Source organism: Actinomyces sp. HMSC075C01, from assembly GCF_001812965.1.
Classification (GTDB): Bacteria; Actinomycetota; Actinomycetes; order Actinomycetales; family Actinomycetaceae; genus Actinomyces; species Actinomyces acetigenes.
Map to the genome: position 1 here is coordinate 60,942 of NZ_KV811031.1, position 14,887 is coordinate 75,828.

Annotated in this window: 10 protein-coding genes and 2 pseudogenes; 3 read left to right on the plus strand and 9 right to left on the minus strand. The window is 70.6% G+C overall.

The window, feature by feature from the left end; translation table 11 throughout:
- Nucleotides 1-185: pseudogene (locus HMPREF2883_RS11380) on the plus strand (adenylosuccinate lyase); the annotation flags it as partial.
- Nucleotides 186-393: 208 nt separating this feature from the next.
- Nucleotides 394-2,094 carry an ATP-binding protein gene (locus tag HMPREF2883_RS11385; protein WP_070662507.1) on the plus strand — a complete coding sequence of 567 codons (1,701 nt, stop codon included), beginning with the start codon at nucleotides 394-396 and terminating at the stop codon, nucleotides 2,092-2,094.
- Between the two features lie 496 nt (nucleotides 2,095-2,590).
- On the opposite strand, the gene HMPREF2883_RS11390 is transcribed toward HMPREF2883_RS11385, so the two are convergent.
- Nucleotides 2,591-2,872 carry a hypothetical protein gene (locus HMPREF2883_RS11390; RefSeq protein ID WP_141745003.1) on the minus strand — a complete coding sequence of 94 codons (282 nt, stop codon included), beginning with the start codon at nucleotides 2,870-2,872 and terminating at the stop codon, nucleotides 2,591-2,593.
- A 963-nt stretch (nucleotides 2,873-3,835) separates the two neighbouring features.
- Here HMPREF2883_RS11390 and HMPREF2883_RS11395 point away from each other — a divergent pair.
- Nucleotides 3,836-4,051, plus strand: a pseudogene (locus tag HMPREF2883_RS11395) (adenylosuccinate lyase); the annotation flags it as partial.
- Between the two features lie 460 nt (nucleotides 4,052-4,511).
- Here the strand turns inward: HMPREF2883_RS11395 and HMPREF2883_RS11400 are convergent.
- The 8 genes from HMPREF2883_RS11400 to HMPREF2883_RS11435 form a co-directional block, all read right to left on the minus strand.
- Complete coding sequence (locus HMPREF2883_RS11400; RefSeq protein ID WP_070510876.1) at nucleotides 4,512-5,738, minus strand: thiopeptide-type bacteriocin biosynthesis protein; 1,227 nt, start codon at nucleotides 5,736-5,738, stop codon at nucleotides 4,512-4,514.
- On the minus strand, nucleotides 5,735-8,377 hold the full coding sequence (locus tag HMPREF2883_RS11405; protein WP_083303179.1) for a lantibiotic dehydratase: 2,643 nt from the start codon (nucleotides 8,375-8,377) through the stop codon (nucleotides 5,735-5,737). Before HMPREF2883_RS11405 ends, HMPREF2883_RS11400 begins: the two co-directional genes overlap by 4 nt.
- The gene (locus tag HMPREF2883_RS11410) at nucleotides 8,374-9,609 is read right to left on the minus strand and encodes a PqqD family protein (RefSeq protein WP_070662517.1); all 1,236 of its coding nucleotides are present in this window, start codon (nucleotides 9,607-9,609) and stop codon (nucleotides 8,374-8,376) included. The genes HMPREF2883_RS11405 and HMPREF2883_RS11410 overlap by 4 nt, the downstream gene beginning before the upstream one ends.
- 98 nt (nucleotides 9,610-9,707) lie before the next feature.
- Nucleotides 9,708-9,911, minus strand: coding sequence for a thiocillin family RiPP (locus HMPREF2883_RS11415; protein ID WP_070662518.1), 204 nt, complete (start codon nucleotides 9,909-9,911; stop codon nucleotides 9,708-9,710).
- 207 nt (nucleotides 9,912-10,118) lie between these two features.
- Entirely contained in the window at nucleotides 10,119-10,856 is a 738-nt protein-coding gene (locus HMPREF2883_RS11420) for a hypothetical protein (RefSeq protein WP_070662519.1), read from the minus strand.
- A complete protein-coding gene (locus tag HMPREF2883_RS11425) occupies nucleotides 10,846-12,678 on the minus strand; it encodes a nitroreductase family protein (protein WP_070662522.1) in 1,833 nt (610 codons plus the stop codon). The genes HMPREF2883_RS11420 and HMPREF2883_RS11425 overlap by 11 nt, the downstream gene beginning before the upstream one ends.
- Nucleotide 12,679: 1 nt before the next feature.
- Nucleotides 12,680-13,399 (minus strand): cyclodehydratase, encoded by a 720-nt coding sequence (locus tag HMPREF2883_RS11430; protein WP_070662525.1) that lies wholly within the window; start codon nucleotides 13,397-13,399, stop codon nucleotides 12,680-12,682.
- Nucleotides 13,400-13,466: 67 nt separating this feature from the next.
- The gene (locus tag HMPREF2883_RS11435) at nucleotides 13,467-14,867 is read right to left on the minus strand and encodes a YcaO-like family protein (RefSeq protein WP_070662527.1); all 1,401 of its coding nucleotides are present in this window, start codon (nucleotides 14,865-14,867) and stop codon (nucleotides 13,467-13,469) included.
- Between the last annotated feature and the right edge of the window lie 20 nt (nucleotides 14,868-14,887).

A 14,887-nucleotide genomic window follows, 5' to 3' on the forward strand; every position in this document is an offset into this window, starting at 1 on the left:
GCATGGCCGACCCCTACGAGCGCCTCAAGGAGCTGACCCGCGGCAAGAAGGTCACGCCTGAGGGCATGCGCGAGTTCATCTCCGGGCTCGGCATGCCCGACGACGTCGAGGCGCGGCTGCTTGCCCTGACGCCCGCCACCTACACGGGCCTGGCCGCCGAGCTCGTCTCCCACCTGGAAGACTGAGGGCGCGCCGGCGGGTCCGGCACTGGCCCAGACCGCCAGCCGGCCAGCAGTTCCTTCATGGACACATGACGTCCTTCATCGACACTCATGGTCGTTCATCGACACTTTCGGGCCCTTCATCAACACTCCACGGCCCTTCATGGACATCTCATCGACACTTCATGGACACTCTGGGACCCTTCATCGACACTTGATGTACAATTGACATGTGATTGTCGATCTGACTGACCTCACGGAGGCCCTCGCTCGTTTGGCACTGGAGGGCGGCGACTGCCTTGAGATCGAGGCGAAGACATTCTCCGAGTACTCCCGCAGCGCACTCGGTCCCACGCTGTCGGCCTTCGCGAATCTTCCTGGAGGCGGCACCATCCTCCTGGGCGTCGGCGAGGATCCGGTTGCCGTCGTCGGAGTCCAGGACCCGCACGAGCTCCAGCAGGCCCTCATCTCCCAGGCTCGTCAGGGCTTCTCCACCGAGATCGCTGTCGATACGCACGCCATCACCGTTGAGGGCGAGACCGTCGTCGCCGCCAACGTGCAGGAAGTTCCCGTCAACAGCAAGCCATGCCGGTGGAGAGAGACGGGGGCGGCGTACCTCCGCCAGTACGACGGCGACTACCGCATGTCGCAGCAGGAGGAGCAGCAGCTCCTTCTGCGCCACCAACGTCCTCGGCAGGACTCCGTTGCCGTTCCCGCTACCTCCATCGACAGCCTCGACAACGATCTGGTTCAGCGCTTTCTGCGAGCGGTTCGTGCCGGCTCCACCGCGCTCAGCGGCCAGTCTGATACCGAGGTCCTCATCAACCTGAACATCCTCACCGAGGACGGAGAGGCGACCCGGGCAGGGCTGTACGCGCTGGGCCGTTATCCCCAGAGGCACTTCCCCGGCCTGTCCATCACAGCCGCCGTCACCGACACGAATGACGCGGTCAGAGCAACAGATCGGCTCACAATCGCGGGCCCCCTGCCTCAGATGCTCGCCGACGCCGTCGATTGGGTCGCACGCACCACGCAGACACGCATCCAGTTCGGGAATGATGGGCACGGCCGCGATGTCCACGAGTTCCCGCTCATCGCGGTTCGTGAGCTCGTCGCCAACGCTCTCGTCCACCGAGACCTCTCCGAGCCCGCACTCTCGAAAGGGGTTGAGATGCGTCTGCTGCACGACCGCCTCATCATCTCCAGCCCAGGTGGTCTGTGGGGGCTGAGCGTGGATCAGCTCGGCACACGAGACGGGAAGTCTGCGGTCAACGAGCACCTCTACACCATCTGCACCTTCGCCACGGACCACGAGGGACGGCGCGTGATCGAAGGCTTGGGCTCCGGTATCCGGGAGGTCCGTCGCGCCCTGCGAGAGGCAGACATGGAACCCGTCCGCTTTCAGGACACCGGTGTACGTTTCACGGCCCTGCTTCCCCGAAGCACGCTCCTCTCACCCGAGGATCTCACCTGGTTGTCCGGCCTTGAAGCCCAGGGCCTCGGCATCGAGCAGCGCCACGCACTGGTCGAGATGCGGCACGGAAAGTCGTGGACGAACTCCGCCTATCGCCGTCGCTTCGGCTGCGACTCCCAGCAGGCCCGTCGTCAGCTCCAGGAGCTGGTGAACCGGGGCTACGCCGAGGCCCAAGGACAACGCGGCTCCACCTCCTACGTTCTGGCCTCCGACAGCACTCGACCGACTTCCGGCACCACAGACATCACTGTTCCCCCAGAGATCTCCGCCCTGTCCACCAACACGCCCGCCGTCTGGGCCAGCCTCGAGGACGGGCCACGCACGCGCCAGCAGATCGTCGAGGCCACAGGCCTGTCACCGCGCCAGGTGACGTACGCGCTCAAACATCTCGAGGAGGCCGGATTCGTTGAGAAAGACGGCCGTCGAGGTGACACCACCACCACGTACCGCCGCGCTTGATGCGCGCGCCGCCGAGCTCGTCTCCCACCTTGGACGACTGAGGGCCCGCCGGCGGGTCCGGCAATGGCCACGTGTCCATAGCGCTGACATCAGCGCGCCAGCCGTCGAACCACCTGACACAGATCGTTGGAATCCCAGGGTTTCTTTCCGGCTGGGAAGTCAGTGCAGCGCTGATGTCAGCACCGTGGACACCGAGACCTCACCGGGCCTCTTCCCTTCGCCCCCACCCTCACCTCTAGGACCGCCCGCCTGCCCCGGGTTCTCACCCGACCGAGTGTCTCAGAAGTGAGGAGACAGCACAGAAGATCCCCGGCTCGTGGAGTACACCCGAACCGTAAGGCAGCGATCCCTCCGATCATCGCCGCCTCCAGCAAACCCCGCACAATTCGACTTCCCCACTATATACAAAGCCAACCAGAGGCAATTCATGTGTGAGTGGATGTTCTGCCTCTATAGATTGAGAACGCGCAGAGGTATTGAATCCAGAATAATTCACTCAACTCCAGGTCAAACCGTAGACCGTCGACGATGCCACAAACAGGAGGACGGACACTATCGCGAACATCGCCTTAGCCCCCGTCCCGGAAGATCGAATTGAGCCGACGGCACCAAGCAACGCAGCAACCATTCCGACAGCACCCAACATCCGGGCGGCCAGGATATGCCCACCATCGACAGCGACGAGAATACCGGCCACAGCTGTAGCGGCGACACCGACGACCAGTCCAACGATTGTCCTCACACGAACAGAATTTCCAGGACCGACAGATTCACTCATAGAAAATACTCCTGTCTAGAAGGACGCTAGACACCTCTGCACCGAAGGATTACCGTAGAAACTCAACTTCCAACGATTATCCATGCGACGAGGACGACAATTGCGAGCATGACGCCGACATGAGAGGGGGAGTCGCTCGACATCAACTCTAGGCCAGCATCAGAGGGGAGCACCAACGAGGCGCCACTTATCAGAATAGCACAGATCACGTCCAACTGGGACCCGAAAGACGATCGAGATCGCCCCGGCAAAACTACACAGCACGATGCCTGGAGCGAAACCAAAGACATCCCAGGAAAACCCTACTGAAGTAGGGTAACCGACATCGTTTTCCGCAGAGAGCATAGGCGGCTGACCTGCGTCACCGTCAGCAATCACCGCTCAGGCGAAGGAACTAATGTAGGCTACCGCGACTGAGACAAGAATGATGACCTCACAACGTGGCCTTATCTGCTCCGTTGAGGACGACAAACCCAAACACCTCCCCACGACTGGCCGTCACACCCACCGCACTGACCGCCCTGCGCTCACCAAAGCCCCTGGCCAGCCCTCACGCAGCCCTGGACGGAGCATGACGTAGGCACTTCACGAATCTCCCCTTGTCGACGTGAAAGTCGATTGTGTACCTAGCAAATCATCACGTCGGGGACCGGAGGAAGTGGCCGACGAGACTCATCTGGAGTGCCCGCGAAGGGGATTCAGTACCTCACTGAAAAATGCCCGCAAAACTCGTGGGCCGTGGTGGACACGATAAGTGGGTTGCCCAGTGCAGGCCGGGGCCGTAATCTCCCCAACCTGTCGGGGACGGCCTGTTGCATCAGGTACTTTCCCAGGCCCGTGTCGTCAGCCCCGTAGGTCTGGATCAGGCGCTGGAGGACGCCCCCGGAGGCCCGGACCGGAGCGTGGTGCCATCGGCGAGCAGAACCTCGAGACGCCTGGCCTGTGCCTCGATGAGCAGGCGGGCTCCGGTGTGCGGGGTGCGCCGGGGCGACCGGCATGGCCGACCCCTACGAGCGCCTCAAGGAGCTCACCCGCGGCAAGAAGGTCACGCCCGAGGGCATGCGCGAGTTCATCTCCGGGCTCAGCATGCCCGACGACGTCGAGGCGCGACTGCTGGCCCTGACCCCCGCCACCTACACGGGCCTGGCCGCCGAGCTCGTCTCCCACCTGGACGACTGAAGGCGCACAAGCAGATCAGACCGGGAACCGGCGACTAGGGACTGTTGCGAAAGTGGGGTGAAGCGTCCGCGTGTTCGTACCTTAGGGCGCGCGTTCATACCCTTTACCCCTCGAACGCGAGCCCTAAGGTACGACCGCGACGTCGGCCACTGGCGAGAACCGGCCTCCGCCCGGACATATGCAACAGGACCTAGGAGTCACAGGCCGACCCAGGCGCTGCGCCCGCACTGCACGAGGGTCGGGTCCTACCCACCAGGGGTTGTGCGTACTCCACGAAGGTCCCGACCGCATGGAGTACCCCCGAACCTCCCCTAGTAGCACCCGCCCCTCGTGGAGTACCCCTAGGCCCAGCCTGACGGCAGCTCCTTCATGGACACTCTGGCGCCCTTCATCGACAATCAGGGCCCTTCTCATGGACACTTCGGCGCGCCTCGGGGCTCCGGGGCCAGGCGGCGCCCGGCTACCCGACGGCGGCTGAGGGCTGGGCCGGGGGCACGGCGCCCCCGGTCAGGAGCTGTCGGGCGCACAGCCCGGCGATGCACTCCTCGGCCGGGTTGAGGCCGAGCCGGTTGACGTCGATGTGCAGCAGGTCCAGAGCCCGGCGCCCGCCGGTGCCGGCCCCCATGACGCCGATGGCGCGCCCGGCGTCGTCGGCCAGCTCGCCCACGGCCGCCGCTGCCTGACTCCAGGACGGGATCTCATCGAACTGGAACTCGATGACCTCCAGCAGCTGCTGAACGATCGGCCCCAGGGCGCTGCCGTCGCGCAGGTGCGCGGGGAGCCGCGAGCCCCACATCCGCAGGTGGGCGGAGAGCAGCTCGGCCTCGGGCAGTGGCGCACTGCGGGCCGCCAGCGCCAGGAACCGCGCGGCCAGGGCCGCCCGCGGCACCGGCCTCGGGATCTGCCAGACCTGGTGGTCCAGGCACCATCGGCTCGAGACGTAGAAGTGCCGCTCGGCCTCCTCGACACCGGCCACTCCCCCGTACTTGTCGTACTCGGGGCCGTAGACGCCGAAGGTGATGCCGGGCCGGCTCGCGCCGATCCCCCCGGTCATCGGATCGGAGACGAGACGCTCGACCGTGCGCGCCTCGGTGCGCTGGGCCACGGCCCCCAGCTCGCGCATGCTCGCGTAGGCCTCATCCAGGACGCCCTCGACGGCCTTGAGCCGCAGCCGGATGTGGTGGCCGCGCAGGTCGACGAAGCGCAGGAAGTGCGCCGAGCGGATGTCCCACTGGCCGCGGGCCCGATCCAGCCACTGGGCGACCTCGGGCAGCAGGGCGTCGGTGTCGTCCCCGCCAGCACAGTAGATCCGCGCATACAGCCAGCCGACCCCCTCACGCTGACCGGCCATCGCCGCGCTCCGCTGACGCATCGCGCTGTGCTGGGCACGCAGGTTGCCGAAGTCGGCGGCCGCCATCTCCAGGGGCTGGATCCCCGGGATCGAGCCACCAGCCTGCGACGTCGCGCCCCCCAGGCCGACCATTCCGGCCTGGCCGGCCTGACTGGGCTGGCCCATCTGGCCCACCTGGTCCATCTGGCCACCCTGGCTCGCCGGCCCGGTGCGCTCCGCCTGCTCACCGGCCCGCGAGCGCCCGCCGAGCCAGCGCAGCCTGCGGGAGCGGATGAGCCGGCTGGGCTGGTTGCGCTGCTCGCGCCGGTTGGACTGGACGTCGTCGTGCGTGCTCATGCCATGCCTCCCAGGTTCTTGGGCCACTGGAGTCCCACCAGGTACTCGGCCACCGTCGGCTCACCGTCCTGGGTGAGCCCCAGGGCCTCGCCGCGGGCCGGCAGGGCCTCGACAAAGCTGATGTGGGCGGCGCCGGGGTCGATCCAGCCGCGCAGCGCCAGCAGCGACACCGGTGAGGTGAGGTCCACGTAGCGGGGCTTGTGCTGGTCGAAGGTGGCACCCTGGGAGGGCATGTGCTGGTGGACGAACACCTCCGTCGGTATGCCCCACTGCTTGCGCAGGTCGTCCATGTGCAGCAGAGTCGTGGTCAGGTCGCGGTCCATGAGCGGGGCGATCTGGTGGGCCGGGAAGGTCCACGACTCGCGGCGGGTCACCAGGCGGCCGGCCACGTTCCGCTCGGAGTGCATCACCTCGTCGGGCAGAGGCCCGTTCAGGTCCCGACGGCGGCTGGTCCAGTGGTCCGCGAAGGGGGGCAGCCGGGACCAGGGGTCGCTCAGCAGCACCAGCCAGGACAGGTAGCCGCCCAGGAGGTACTGGGGGGTCAGGCCCAGGTAGGCCAGTCCCACGGGCCCGGCGTCGTCGGCCAGGAACAGGGTGCTCGTGGCCGGGTCGTGGACGAGCCGCAGGGAGCTGAGAGGGACCGCCTCCGGCGCCCCCGGCTCACCGGGCAGCCCCAGCGGCGGCAGGAGCCCGCAGGAGACGGCCTGACCGGTGTTGCACTCGGTACTGGCCTGGATCTCCAGGACCCGCTCGGTACCCCAGGAGGTGCGGATCCGTGTGGCCAGGCGCTCCCGGAAGCCGGAGCCCAGGAGCCGGTGGAAGCGGGCCTGGAGGGAGCCGTTGGCATTGGTGAAGGCGTTGACGACGGTCAGGCCCCCGCCGGCGGCGTAGGTCCGGGCGCTGGGGGCCACCGGCTGGAGGAAGGCACCCAGGTGCCTGGGCGAGCCGGAGAACCCGCCGGACAGCGCGGCGCGCTCCTCGTCGGGGCCGGCGGCATAGTCGAGCCCGGCGGCGCGCAGCATCTCCTGGTCGCCGTCGGGGGCGTGGGCGATGGTCATGAAGAAGGCCAGCGGGTCCTTGCACACCCCGCCGTTTCCGAACAGGGAGACGAAGCGGGCCACCATGAGGTCGTAGATGTGGGAGCGGGCCACCCAGGGGTCGGCGAGCTCGCCCAGGGTCTTGACGTCCTGCTCGAAGGGGGCGTCCTCGAGAGGGTCGACCCAGCTGCGGGTCGACTCGCGGTCCTCGTAGAGGAAGCCGCTGGGGCGCTCACCGAGCTCGCCGTCGGGGAAGACGCGCTCGGCCAGGCGCACAGTGCGGTTGAGGAGCTCGGCGCGGCCGGGCCCGTCAGCGGCGCCGACGGCGTCGTCGAGCCGGGCCAGCCAGGCCAGATCCTTGCCCCACTGGCGCTGCTGCTCCGGTGAGAGCGAGGCGGCCAGCAGCGGGAAGGGGTTCTCCCCGCGGTACCAGGGCACGTGCGGCACGATGGCGCCGGAGGCCAGCAGCCGCTCCAGGCGCAGGCGCGGGTCGGCGCCACCTACGCGCTCGCAGGCGTCGCGCACACTGAGCACGGCGTGCATGCCGCCGCCGGTGAGGGCGTCGTGGGTCTCCTGGAGCCAGCGGGCGGGCTGGATGGTCTCCTGGCGGAAGACCATGCCGTTGCCGTACTCGTGCTCGCCGACGACGGTCAGCGCCTCCGCCTCGACCTCCCGGGAGGGGTACTGGCCGTAGGCGCCGGCCGCGTCCGGGCCGGGTGCGGCGCTGTAGGAGCGGCGCACGGGGGCGGGCTCGAGGTAGAGGGCGCCGTCGGCGGCCAGGTCCTGGGCGGTGGCGCTCAGGATGCGGTAGGCCAGGTGGGTGGCCACCATGCGGTGGCTGCGCCCGGTGGAGGGCTGTCCCGCCTCGTTGACGGTGGTCAGTCCCGAGAAGGGGCTGGTCTTGAGGGCGGCCCGGGTGGCCAGGGTGTAGAGGGTGCGCAGGACTCGGGGGTCCTCGAGCCGGCGGCCGCGGGTGGCCAGGGTGGAGACCAGGGCCGGGGCGGCAATCGCCAGGGCCTCCTGGTAGCCGGGCTCGTCGAGGCCGGCCGCCAGCAGCTCGCGGCTGCGGTCCAGGTCGACGTCGACCAGGACGGCCAGGCGGGCTCGGGTCTCCTCCTTGCGGGCCACCAGGGCGTCCCAGCGCTCCAGCAGCGCGCGCAGCTCGGCGGGTAGGGCCGCCAGGACCTCCTCGGACAGGTCGGTGGCGCGCCCCTGGAAGACGCAGCGCTTGGCGCGCAGGACCGGGCGGCGCTCGGCCTTGTCCAGGGTGGGGACGATCTCGTAGAGCGGGTCGAGCAGCTGGTCGGCGGCGCCGTCGAGCACCTCGTCGAGCCGGCGCAGGTAGTCCAGGGTGCCGATGACGGCGGCGCTGGTCTCGGGGACTGCCCGCACCGGCAGCCCGCCCAGGCGCACGAGGGTCGGCAGGGCCACGGCGGGCTGGGCCAGGGCCGGGGGCTCCGGCTCCGGTGCCGGTACCGGCGCTGGTACGGCGGAGGTCGGAGCGGATGGGATGGGCTCCCCGGGGGTCACGGCGGATACGGGCTGCGGCTGTGGCTGTTGGGAGGGGGAGGCACCGGCACGAGAGAGAACCGGCTGCGTCATAGGAGGAAACCTTTCAAGAGGGCGTACAGCCAGTAGCCTATCCATACAATGCTCATCACGAAGGCCACCAGTCCGAGAAGAGAGCACGCCAGTCCGTAAATGAAGTAGCCCCAGCGCACCGCGGGCCGCATGACGGCCAGGCCCGGCGGCAGCGGCTGGCGCGTCAGGATGCAGCGCAGCACGAACATGGAGCGCCCGCGCAGGTTGACCGAGCCGGTGGCCGCCTCGACCGCGGCGACGCCGTCGGACTGGGTGAGGGGGTTGAGGTTGGTGACGAGCATGGTGAGCTGGAAGGCGCACAGGGTCAGGGCCACCTGGCGCACCGTTCCCGTCGAGGCCCAGGCGACGGCCGCCTCCAGGCCGCAGACGACGCCGTCGGAGAAGATGCCGGCCAGGGCCAGCATGGTCAGCCCGCTCCGGGAGCGCACCCGGTAGGAGTCGGTGCGGTCGACGTAGGCGATGGGGATCGCCCAGAACATGAGCGCCACCCCCAGTCCGCGGATGGGGGTGCCCAGGTAGCCGGCGACGATGGCGTGCCAGGACTCGTGCAGCAGGATGCTCACCAGCTGGATCGCCACTGCCGTGACGAAGACCAGGACCCCCGGGCGGGGTCCCCCGGCCAGGGAGCTGAGCGCCATGGCCCCGGCCGCATACCCGCAGGCGGCCAGCGCCAGGAAGACCCAGCTGAGCGCGGGGGCCGGCAGGCGCTGGAGCAGGGTGACAACGGGGGCGACGATCCGGTGGTACTTGCGGGCGATGATGATGCGGGGCAGCCACCAGCCCCCGCTGCGGCGGGGCCTCTCGACCTTGAGGTGGCGGGCCCGGCGGGGCTGGGCCGTGTGGCGTCCGCGGCTGCGCCTGGTGCGCGCCGGGGCCGCCGAAGCGTCGGGTGCGGCGGGGTCGGCGGGAGCGGGGTTCCCGCCCGCCAGGAGACCCTTGTCGCGCAGGTTGTCGACCAGGCCCGTGATGCGCTTGGCACCCGCCTCGTCGATGTCCTGGGGCAGCTCCTCGATGATGGTCGGCAGGGGGCGGACGCCGTCGAACTGGCCCACGATGAAGGCGGCGGCCGCGCCGAGCCGGTGGTACTTGCCCGAGTCGGAGTCGAACAGCATCGGCTGGTTGTCCATCCCGACGATGAGGCTCACCCCGCGGCGCAGGCGCGGGATCGGGTTCGTCGGGCGGCTACCAGGGATCGTCGGCGTTGTCCTCGCCGTACTCATCACCGTGCTCATCGTGGGCTCTTGGCTCCCTCAGGTCGGTTCACGGGGCTCCGGGGTACCACCAGTGGCGGGTAGGGGACCCCGGTCCCCTACCCGCCACCATGGGGTCGTCAGCAGGACGTCGTCGACGCGCTGGCGGCGCAGGCCGGGCACGAGGCCGAGGCCGCGCTGGCCGGGCACGAGGCCGAGGCGGCGCTGGCCGGACAGGACGCGCTGGCGCTGCTGAAGGCACAACCCAGGGCGTTGCCCTCGGGCAGCTCCTCGACGCCGAAGTCACTGTCGGCGAGGGTGAGATCGATTGCGCTGTTCGTCATATGCTGTTCACCTCCTTCTCTCAGATGTCTTGTGGGCAGGAGCGGGGCCCCTTCGAGCCCCGGGGGTCCGGTCTGCCGGGACCGGGCCCCAACCCCGCGGACGGGGTGGTCTGTGAAACTCTGTGGCGCGGTATGCAGTTCTGGGTCCGTCTGGCGGGCGGTGGACCAACGGATGGGCCGCCAGCGCTCGCGGGTGGTGGGCCGGGGCTAGCCGGCCGCCTCATCGGGCGGTTCTGTCTGTGGACTGGCGATAGTGACGGCGAACATCTGGTGGCGGCTGACGCCGTCGGAGTCCAGCAGGTGGCGCACTGCCGAGGTGGCGAAGCCGGCGAAGACCGTCCCCACCAGCCCCCGGGCGGCGGCGCGCAGGTGCAGCGAGTAGATGAGGGCGGCGCTGCGGCTCATGGTGAAGCGGTAACCGGCCGCCCCGCCCCAGGCGTCGGCCTCATCGAGGTTGGCGGCGACCGAGACGATGGCGCCGGCGCGGGCGAACTCCTTCTGCACCGTCATGCCCTCGATCTCCTCGGCCGGCGGCAGGGGGCGGACGAGGTCGACGCCGTCGAGCCGCACCCGGTAGATGCCCGGCTCGGCGCCGCGCGGGCGCAGGAGGAGCACGAAGGGCTCCAGGGGGCAGGCCGCTGCGTCCTGGCCCCAGGTGCGCGCGTCGTCGGCCAGGGCGTCTCGGACCATGCCCAGGAGAGGCTCGGCCTCGAGCGGCTCGGTGCCGTAGGTGGTCGACGACGAGCGGCGCTCAAAGGTCTGGCGCAGGCTGTAGGGGTAGGGCGTCTGGGGGCCGAGGACGAGCGCGTCCGAGACCTGGCAGTCCAGCGGCGGGCGCGGACGGCGCGCAGCCAGGCCGTCGGAGGTCGGCTCGGCGGGGCGAGTGCCTGATCCGGCGGAGAATCCGGCGACGAGCTCGCGCAGCGTCTCGAAGTCAGTGCGCACGGCGGCCTCCCAGGTCGACGACGATACAGGCCGGCTCCCGGGCCGGGTCGGTGCCCAGTGCCCGGGCGATGCGCTGCTCGTCCCAGCGGGCCCGGGCGCGCAGCGGTACCCCCAGGGCGTCGGCGACGAGGCGGATGACCTCGAAGGAGCAGCCGCAGTCCTGGACCGCGATGCGCAGGGCGAAGGAGAAGTACTTGCGGGCCACCTTGTCCACGTTGCCGGTCAGGACGATGCGGGCGCCGACGCCGTCGGGCAAGGGCTCCGCCCCGGCGTCCGTCGCGGCATCAGTCCCTGCGTCCGGCCCGGCGTCCGCCGCCGAGGGGGCGGGCCCGATGAGAGCCAGGGCGTGGTCGCGCTCGATGTAGACGTAGGTGCCGGGGGCCGGCCGCTGCTCGGTCGCCTCCGTGACCTCCTGGCCGGCCTGCCCGCGCTCGGGCACGAGGACGTAGGCGGTCACCGAGCCGATGTTGCCGCCGGCGGCCGTCCAGCGGCGCAGCTTGGCGCTCAGCGGGGCCTGGGCGGCCTCGGCCTGCTCCGGGCCGGTGGACTCAGCGCCGAGCGGCTCGCGCACACCGACCGACAGCGCCAGGATCGTGGCGAGCTCGCCCAGGGTGGGGTGGGCGACGACGTCGGTCCCGGAACCGTCGTCGGTGAGCGGGTGCGTGATCGGCCAGGGCTGGTCGAGGCGCTCCAGGTCGGCCGGAGGCAGGGGCGTGCGCGGGCAGACCGGCCAGTCGCGGAACTCGCGCTGGAGGCGCAGGTTGGAGGGCTTGTAGTGCTGCTGGTGGCCCTTGGAGTCGACGAAGGCGGCCGGCGGGATGGCCACGGACTGCTCGTAGCGGGCCCCCACGGGGGCCGAGGGCGCCACCGGCACCGGCTCCTCGCCGGCCCCGGCCACCGAGCAGACGGGGCAGCCGGGGCGGGAGACGACCGGGCGGTCGGAGTAGGTGAAGGTGGCCAGGTCGGTGCGCCGCGCGTCCCCGGGCAGGTGGGTGACGGTGGCGCGGGCGATGAGGGCGGCCACGGCCCGGGCGGCCAGGCCGACGACGATGTCGCGGCGGGCGGCCTCCGGGCGCGGGCCGATCTCGGGCTCGTCGGCGCAGGCGCAGGCCAGGCAGGGTGAGAAGGCCTCGTCGACGTAGGGGCCGACCGTCACCGCCTCCTGCTCGGCGCGCACCCGCAGCAGCGCGATGCCCTCCTCCCGGCAGCGGCGCGCCACCTCCTGGGAGCGGTCGGTGGAGTCGACGGTCTCGATGAGGACGGTGAGGGTGTCCCCGCGGCGGGGGGCGCTGTCGAGCCTCACCTCGGGCAGGGTGGCCTCCAGGGCGGCGACCATCTCTCCGGCCAGCTCGGCGTCCCCCACGACGGCGACCCGGGCGGCGGCCAGGCGGCGGGCGGCGTCCTGCCAGGAGTCGTTGACGCCGGTGGAGTCACCCAGGCGGGAAAGCAGCCGCGCCAGCTCGGGCGCCGGGTCGCCGGGGGCGGGCTCGGTGTCCCCCTCCTCGACGATGCCGCCGGTCCACAGCAGGGAGACGGCCTCGAAGGCGGCTTGGGGGCCGATGCCGGTGACCTCGCCGATCTCGTCGAGGGTGCGGGTGCCGTCGCAGGCCTGGAGCAGGGGGCCCATGTGCTCGCGGGCGAAGGCCCCGCCCAGGACCTGGCTCTTGCGGGCGCCGTCGATGATCCAGCCGGTCTCCTCGGGCCGGGCGCGCAGGCCCAGGCGCACCACGGGCCTGCGGGGGATGCGGAACTGCAGGTCGCGGCGGGCGGCGCGGCCGACGTCGCCGGCGCGCATGACGGAGCCTGTGGCGTCCCGGGCCATCTCAGGCCACCTCCTGACGTCGCTCGGGCAGGAGGGCCGCGAGCGCGGGCAGGCCGTCGCGGCGGCCCTCGTAGCGTCCCGAGCAGGTCTCGCAGCGGTCCACGGCCACGGTCGGCGAGCAGGTGGTGATGCCGGAGACGAGGTCGATGGTCCACACCTGGCCGCCGATCGGGGCGACGTCGTCGGTGCTCTGCGCAGCCGGGTCCTGGGGGCCGGGGGCGTCGAGGGTCTGCAGGGCCAGGGAGATGAGTCCGGCGCCCAGGAGCACGTGGTGGTGGGCGTAGGCCTGCTCCAGCGGGCCGTGCTCGGAGAGGACCTCGGGGGGCAGGGGGCGGTAGCCGTGCTGGCGGCGGCGCCGGTCGTAGCAGCGGTAGCAGGCGCTGCGGCCGGGGACCACGAGCGGTCCGCAACGCAGCTCGGTGGGGAACAGCTCCAGGCCCAGGGAGGGCATCCCCCGGGTGAAGGAGAGGGTGTCGAGGTCCTCGCGCAGGCCGGTCTGGTCGGGGTCGGCGATGAGGACCGCGCGGTCGGCGTAGGGGATGTAGGCGCTGACCAGTCCCTGGTCGACCGGGATGACGACGTCGCCGTCCCCGGCGAGCCGCGCGGCGACGGCGCGCGCGAACCCGCCCTGGGGCAGGTAGACCGTCACCGGCCCCGTGGGGGCCTGCGGTGCCGGGTGCTGTGCCGGCTGCGCGGCGGGTGCGGGCGGCGTCGTGCTCATGTCGGGTCGGGGCTCCTGGGTGTCGGTCGGTGAGGTGGACGGTGGTGCGGGCGTCAAGCTCATGGCTTCAGGCGAAGGGCTGGCGCACGGGGTTGATCCCCGCCTCGTCGTGGACGGTCAGGCCCATCGCCCGGGGCGCCTGGTAGAGGCGGGGCGTGGCCAGGTAGCGGGCGTGGTGGCTGAAGGACAGGGGCATGGCCTCGGGGATGAGGGCCTTGATGACGTGCATGCCGACCTGGCGGGCCTCGTCGGTGGGGATGTCGACGACGATGGCCTCAGCGCCGGCCCGCTCCAGGTTGGCGACGACCTGCTCGAGCGGATCGGGGCCGGCACTGCCGCCGGCGCCGTCGGGGCTGTCACTACCGCCGACGCCGGACCTGGACGCCGTGAGGGTGCCGATCTCATCGAGGGCGTGGACGGGCCGCTCCCCCTCCAGAAGGAAGTCGAAGACGTGGCGCATGGACAGCTCGGCGTCGGCCAGGGCGCCACCGACGACGGTGAGGTCCTGCCCCTTGATCTCCTGGGCGCGCGGGCCGCGGGCGTGGCTGCGCAGGGCGATGCGCAAGGAGGCGAGCTCGCGGTAGATCTTGGCCAGCGCCCGCTGCGGGTCGATGTCGCAGGTGGCGGCCACCACCTGGGCCAGCTCGGGGTCGACCTGGGAGGTCTGGACGGCGTAGAGGGTGGGGACGCCGTAGTCGGTGGTGGCGTCGAACAGGTGGGTCTTCAGCTCGGTGGAGGTGCCCACCCGGTGGTACTCGGCGGCGACTTCCCCCAGGGTGGAGGAGTCGACGGCGACCGCGGGCAGGCGCAGGCGCTGGAGCCAGGTCAGTGCGATGGAGTCGCGCTCGATGACCTCGAGCAGGCCACCCAGGACCGCCTCGCGCAGGTCGGAGTGCGCGGCGGTGCCGGTGGAGATGGGGTTGACGAACTGCTCGGAGGGAGTGCGCACCGGGAAGTTGAGGTATGTCAGCACCGCTGGGACGAAGACCTCACGACCGCGGGTCAGGGACCAGCCGCGCACCCAACGCAGGGGGACGCGGGGGTCTGGGGCAATGAGTCCGCAGTCGGGGTCCGCCAGCTCGGTGGCCGAGCACGCCGGCCAGCGCTCCGGCCCGATCGCGGCCTCGCCGAGACCGGCGGGGGTGTCCCACACCAGCTCCTCCTCCGTCCATGAGCAGCTGGAGTAGCGCTCCATCGTCTCCACGATCGCGATGTGTCTGGCGCGATCGGCGTCGATGGCCCCGCCGGCCCCGTCGAAGTTGCCCGCCTCGGCACGGTGATTCCAGGTGCGCTGTGACCTCAGCGCCTCAGAGGGATCACCCAGAAGACCGGTCCAGATCGCGAAGACCGGCTCTCCGGCCGCTTGGGGCAGCTCGGTGGAACGGGAAACCAGGCCGAAGGGAGACTCGAGTGACGCAGCGCGAGCCAGTGATGGCGCGACGCCCTCAACGAGCGCAGAGCGGTACACGGACCCTCCTTCCTGGGAAC

Bases quoted from the DNA above. Each gene is read 5' to 3' on its own strand.
- HMPREF2883_RS11390 (WP_141745003.1), bottom strand. From the start codon at position 2,872: ATGAGTGAATCTGTCGGTCCTGGAAATTCTGTTCGTGTGAGGACAATC.
- HMPREF2883_RS11400 (WP_070510876.1), bottom strand. From the start codon at position 5,738: ATGAGCACGCACGACGACGTCCAGTCCAACCGGCGCGAGCAGCGCAAC.
- HMPREF2883_RS11405 (WP_083303179.1), bottom strand. From the start codon at position 8,377: ATGACGCAGCCGGTTCTCTCTCGTGCCGGTGCCTCCCCCTCCCAACAG.
- HMPREF2883_RS11410 (WP_070662517.1), bottom strand. From the start codon at position 9,609: ATGAGCACGGTGATGAGTACGGCGAGGACAACGCCGACGATCCCTGGT.
- HMPREF2883_RS11415 (WP_070662518.1), bottom strand. From the start codon at position 9,911: ATGACGAACAGCGCAATCGATCTCACCCTCGCCGACAGTGACTTCGGC.
- HMPREF2883_RS11425 (WP_070662522.1), bottom strand. From the start codon at position 12,678: ATGGCCCGGGACGCCACAGGCTCCGTCATGCGCGCCGGCGACGTCGGC.
- HMPREF2883_RS11430 (WP_070662525.1), bottom strand. From the start codon at position 13,399: ATGAGCACGACGCCGCCCGCACCCGCCGCGCAGCCGGCACAGCACCCG.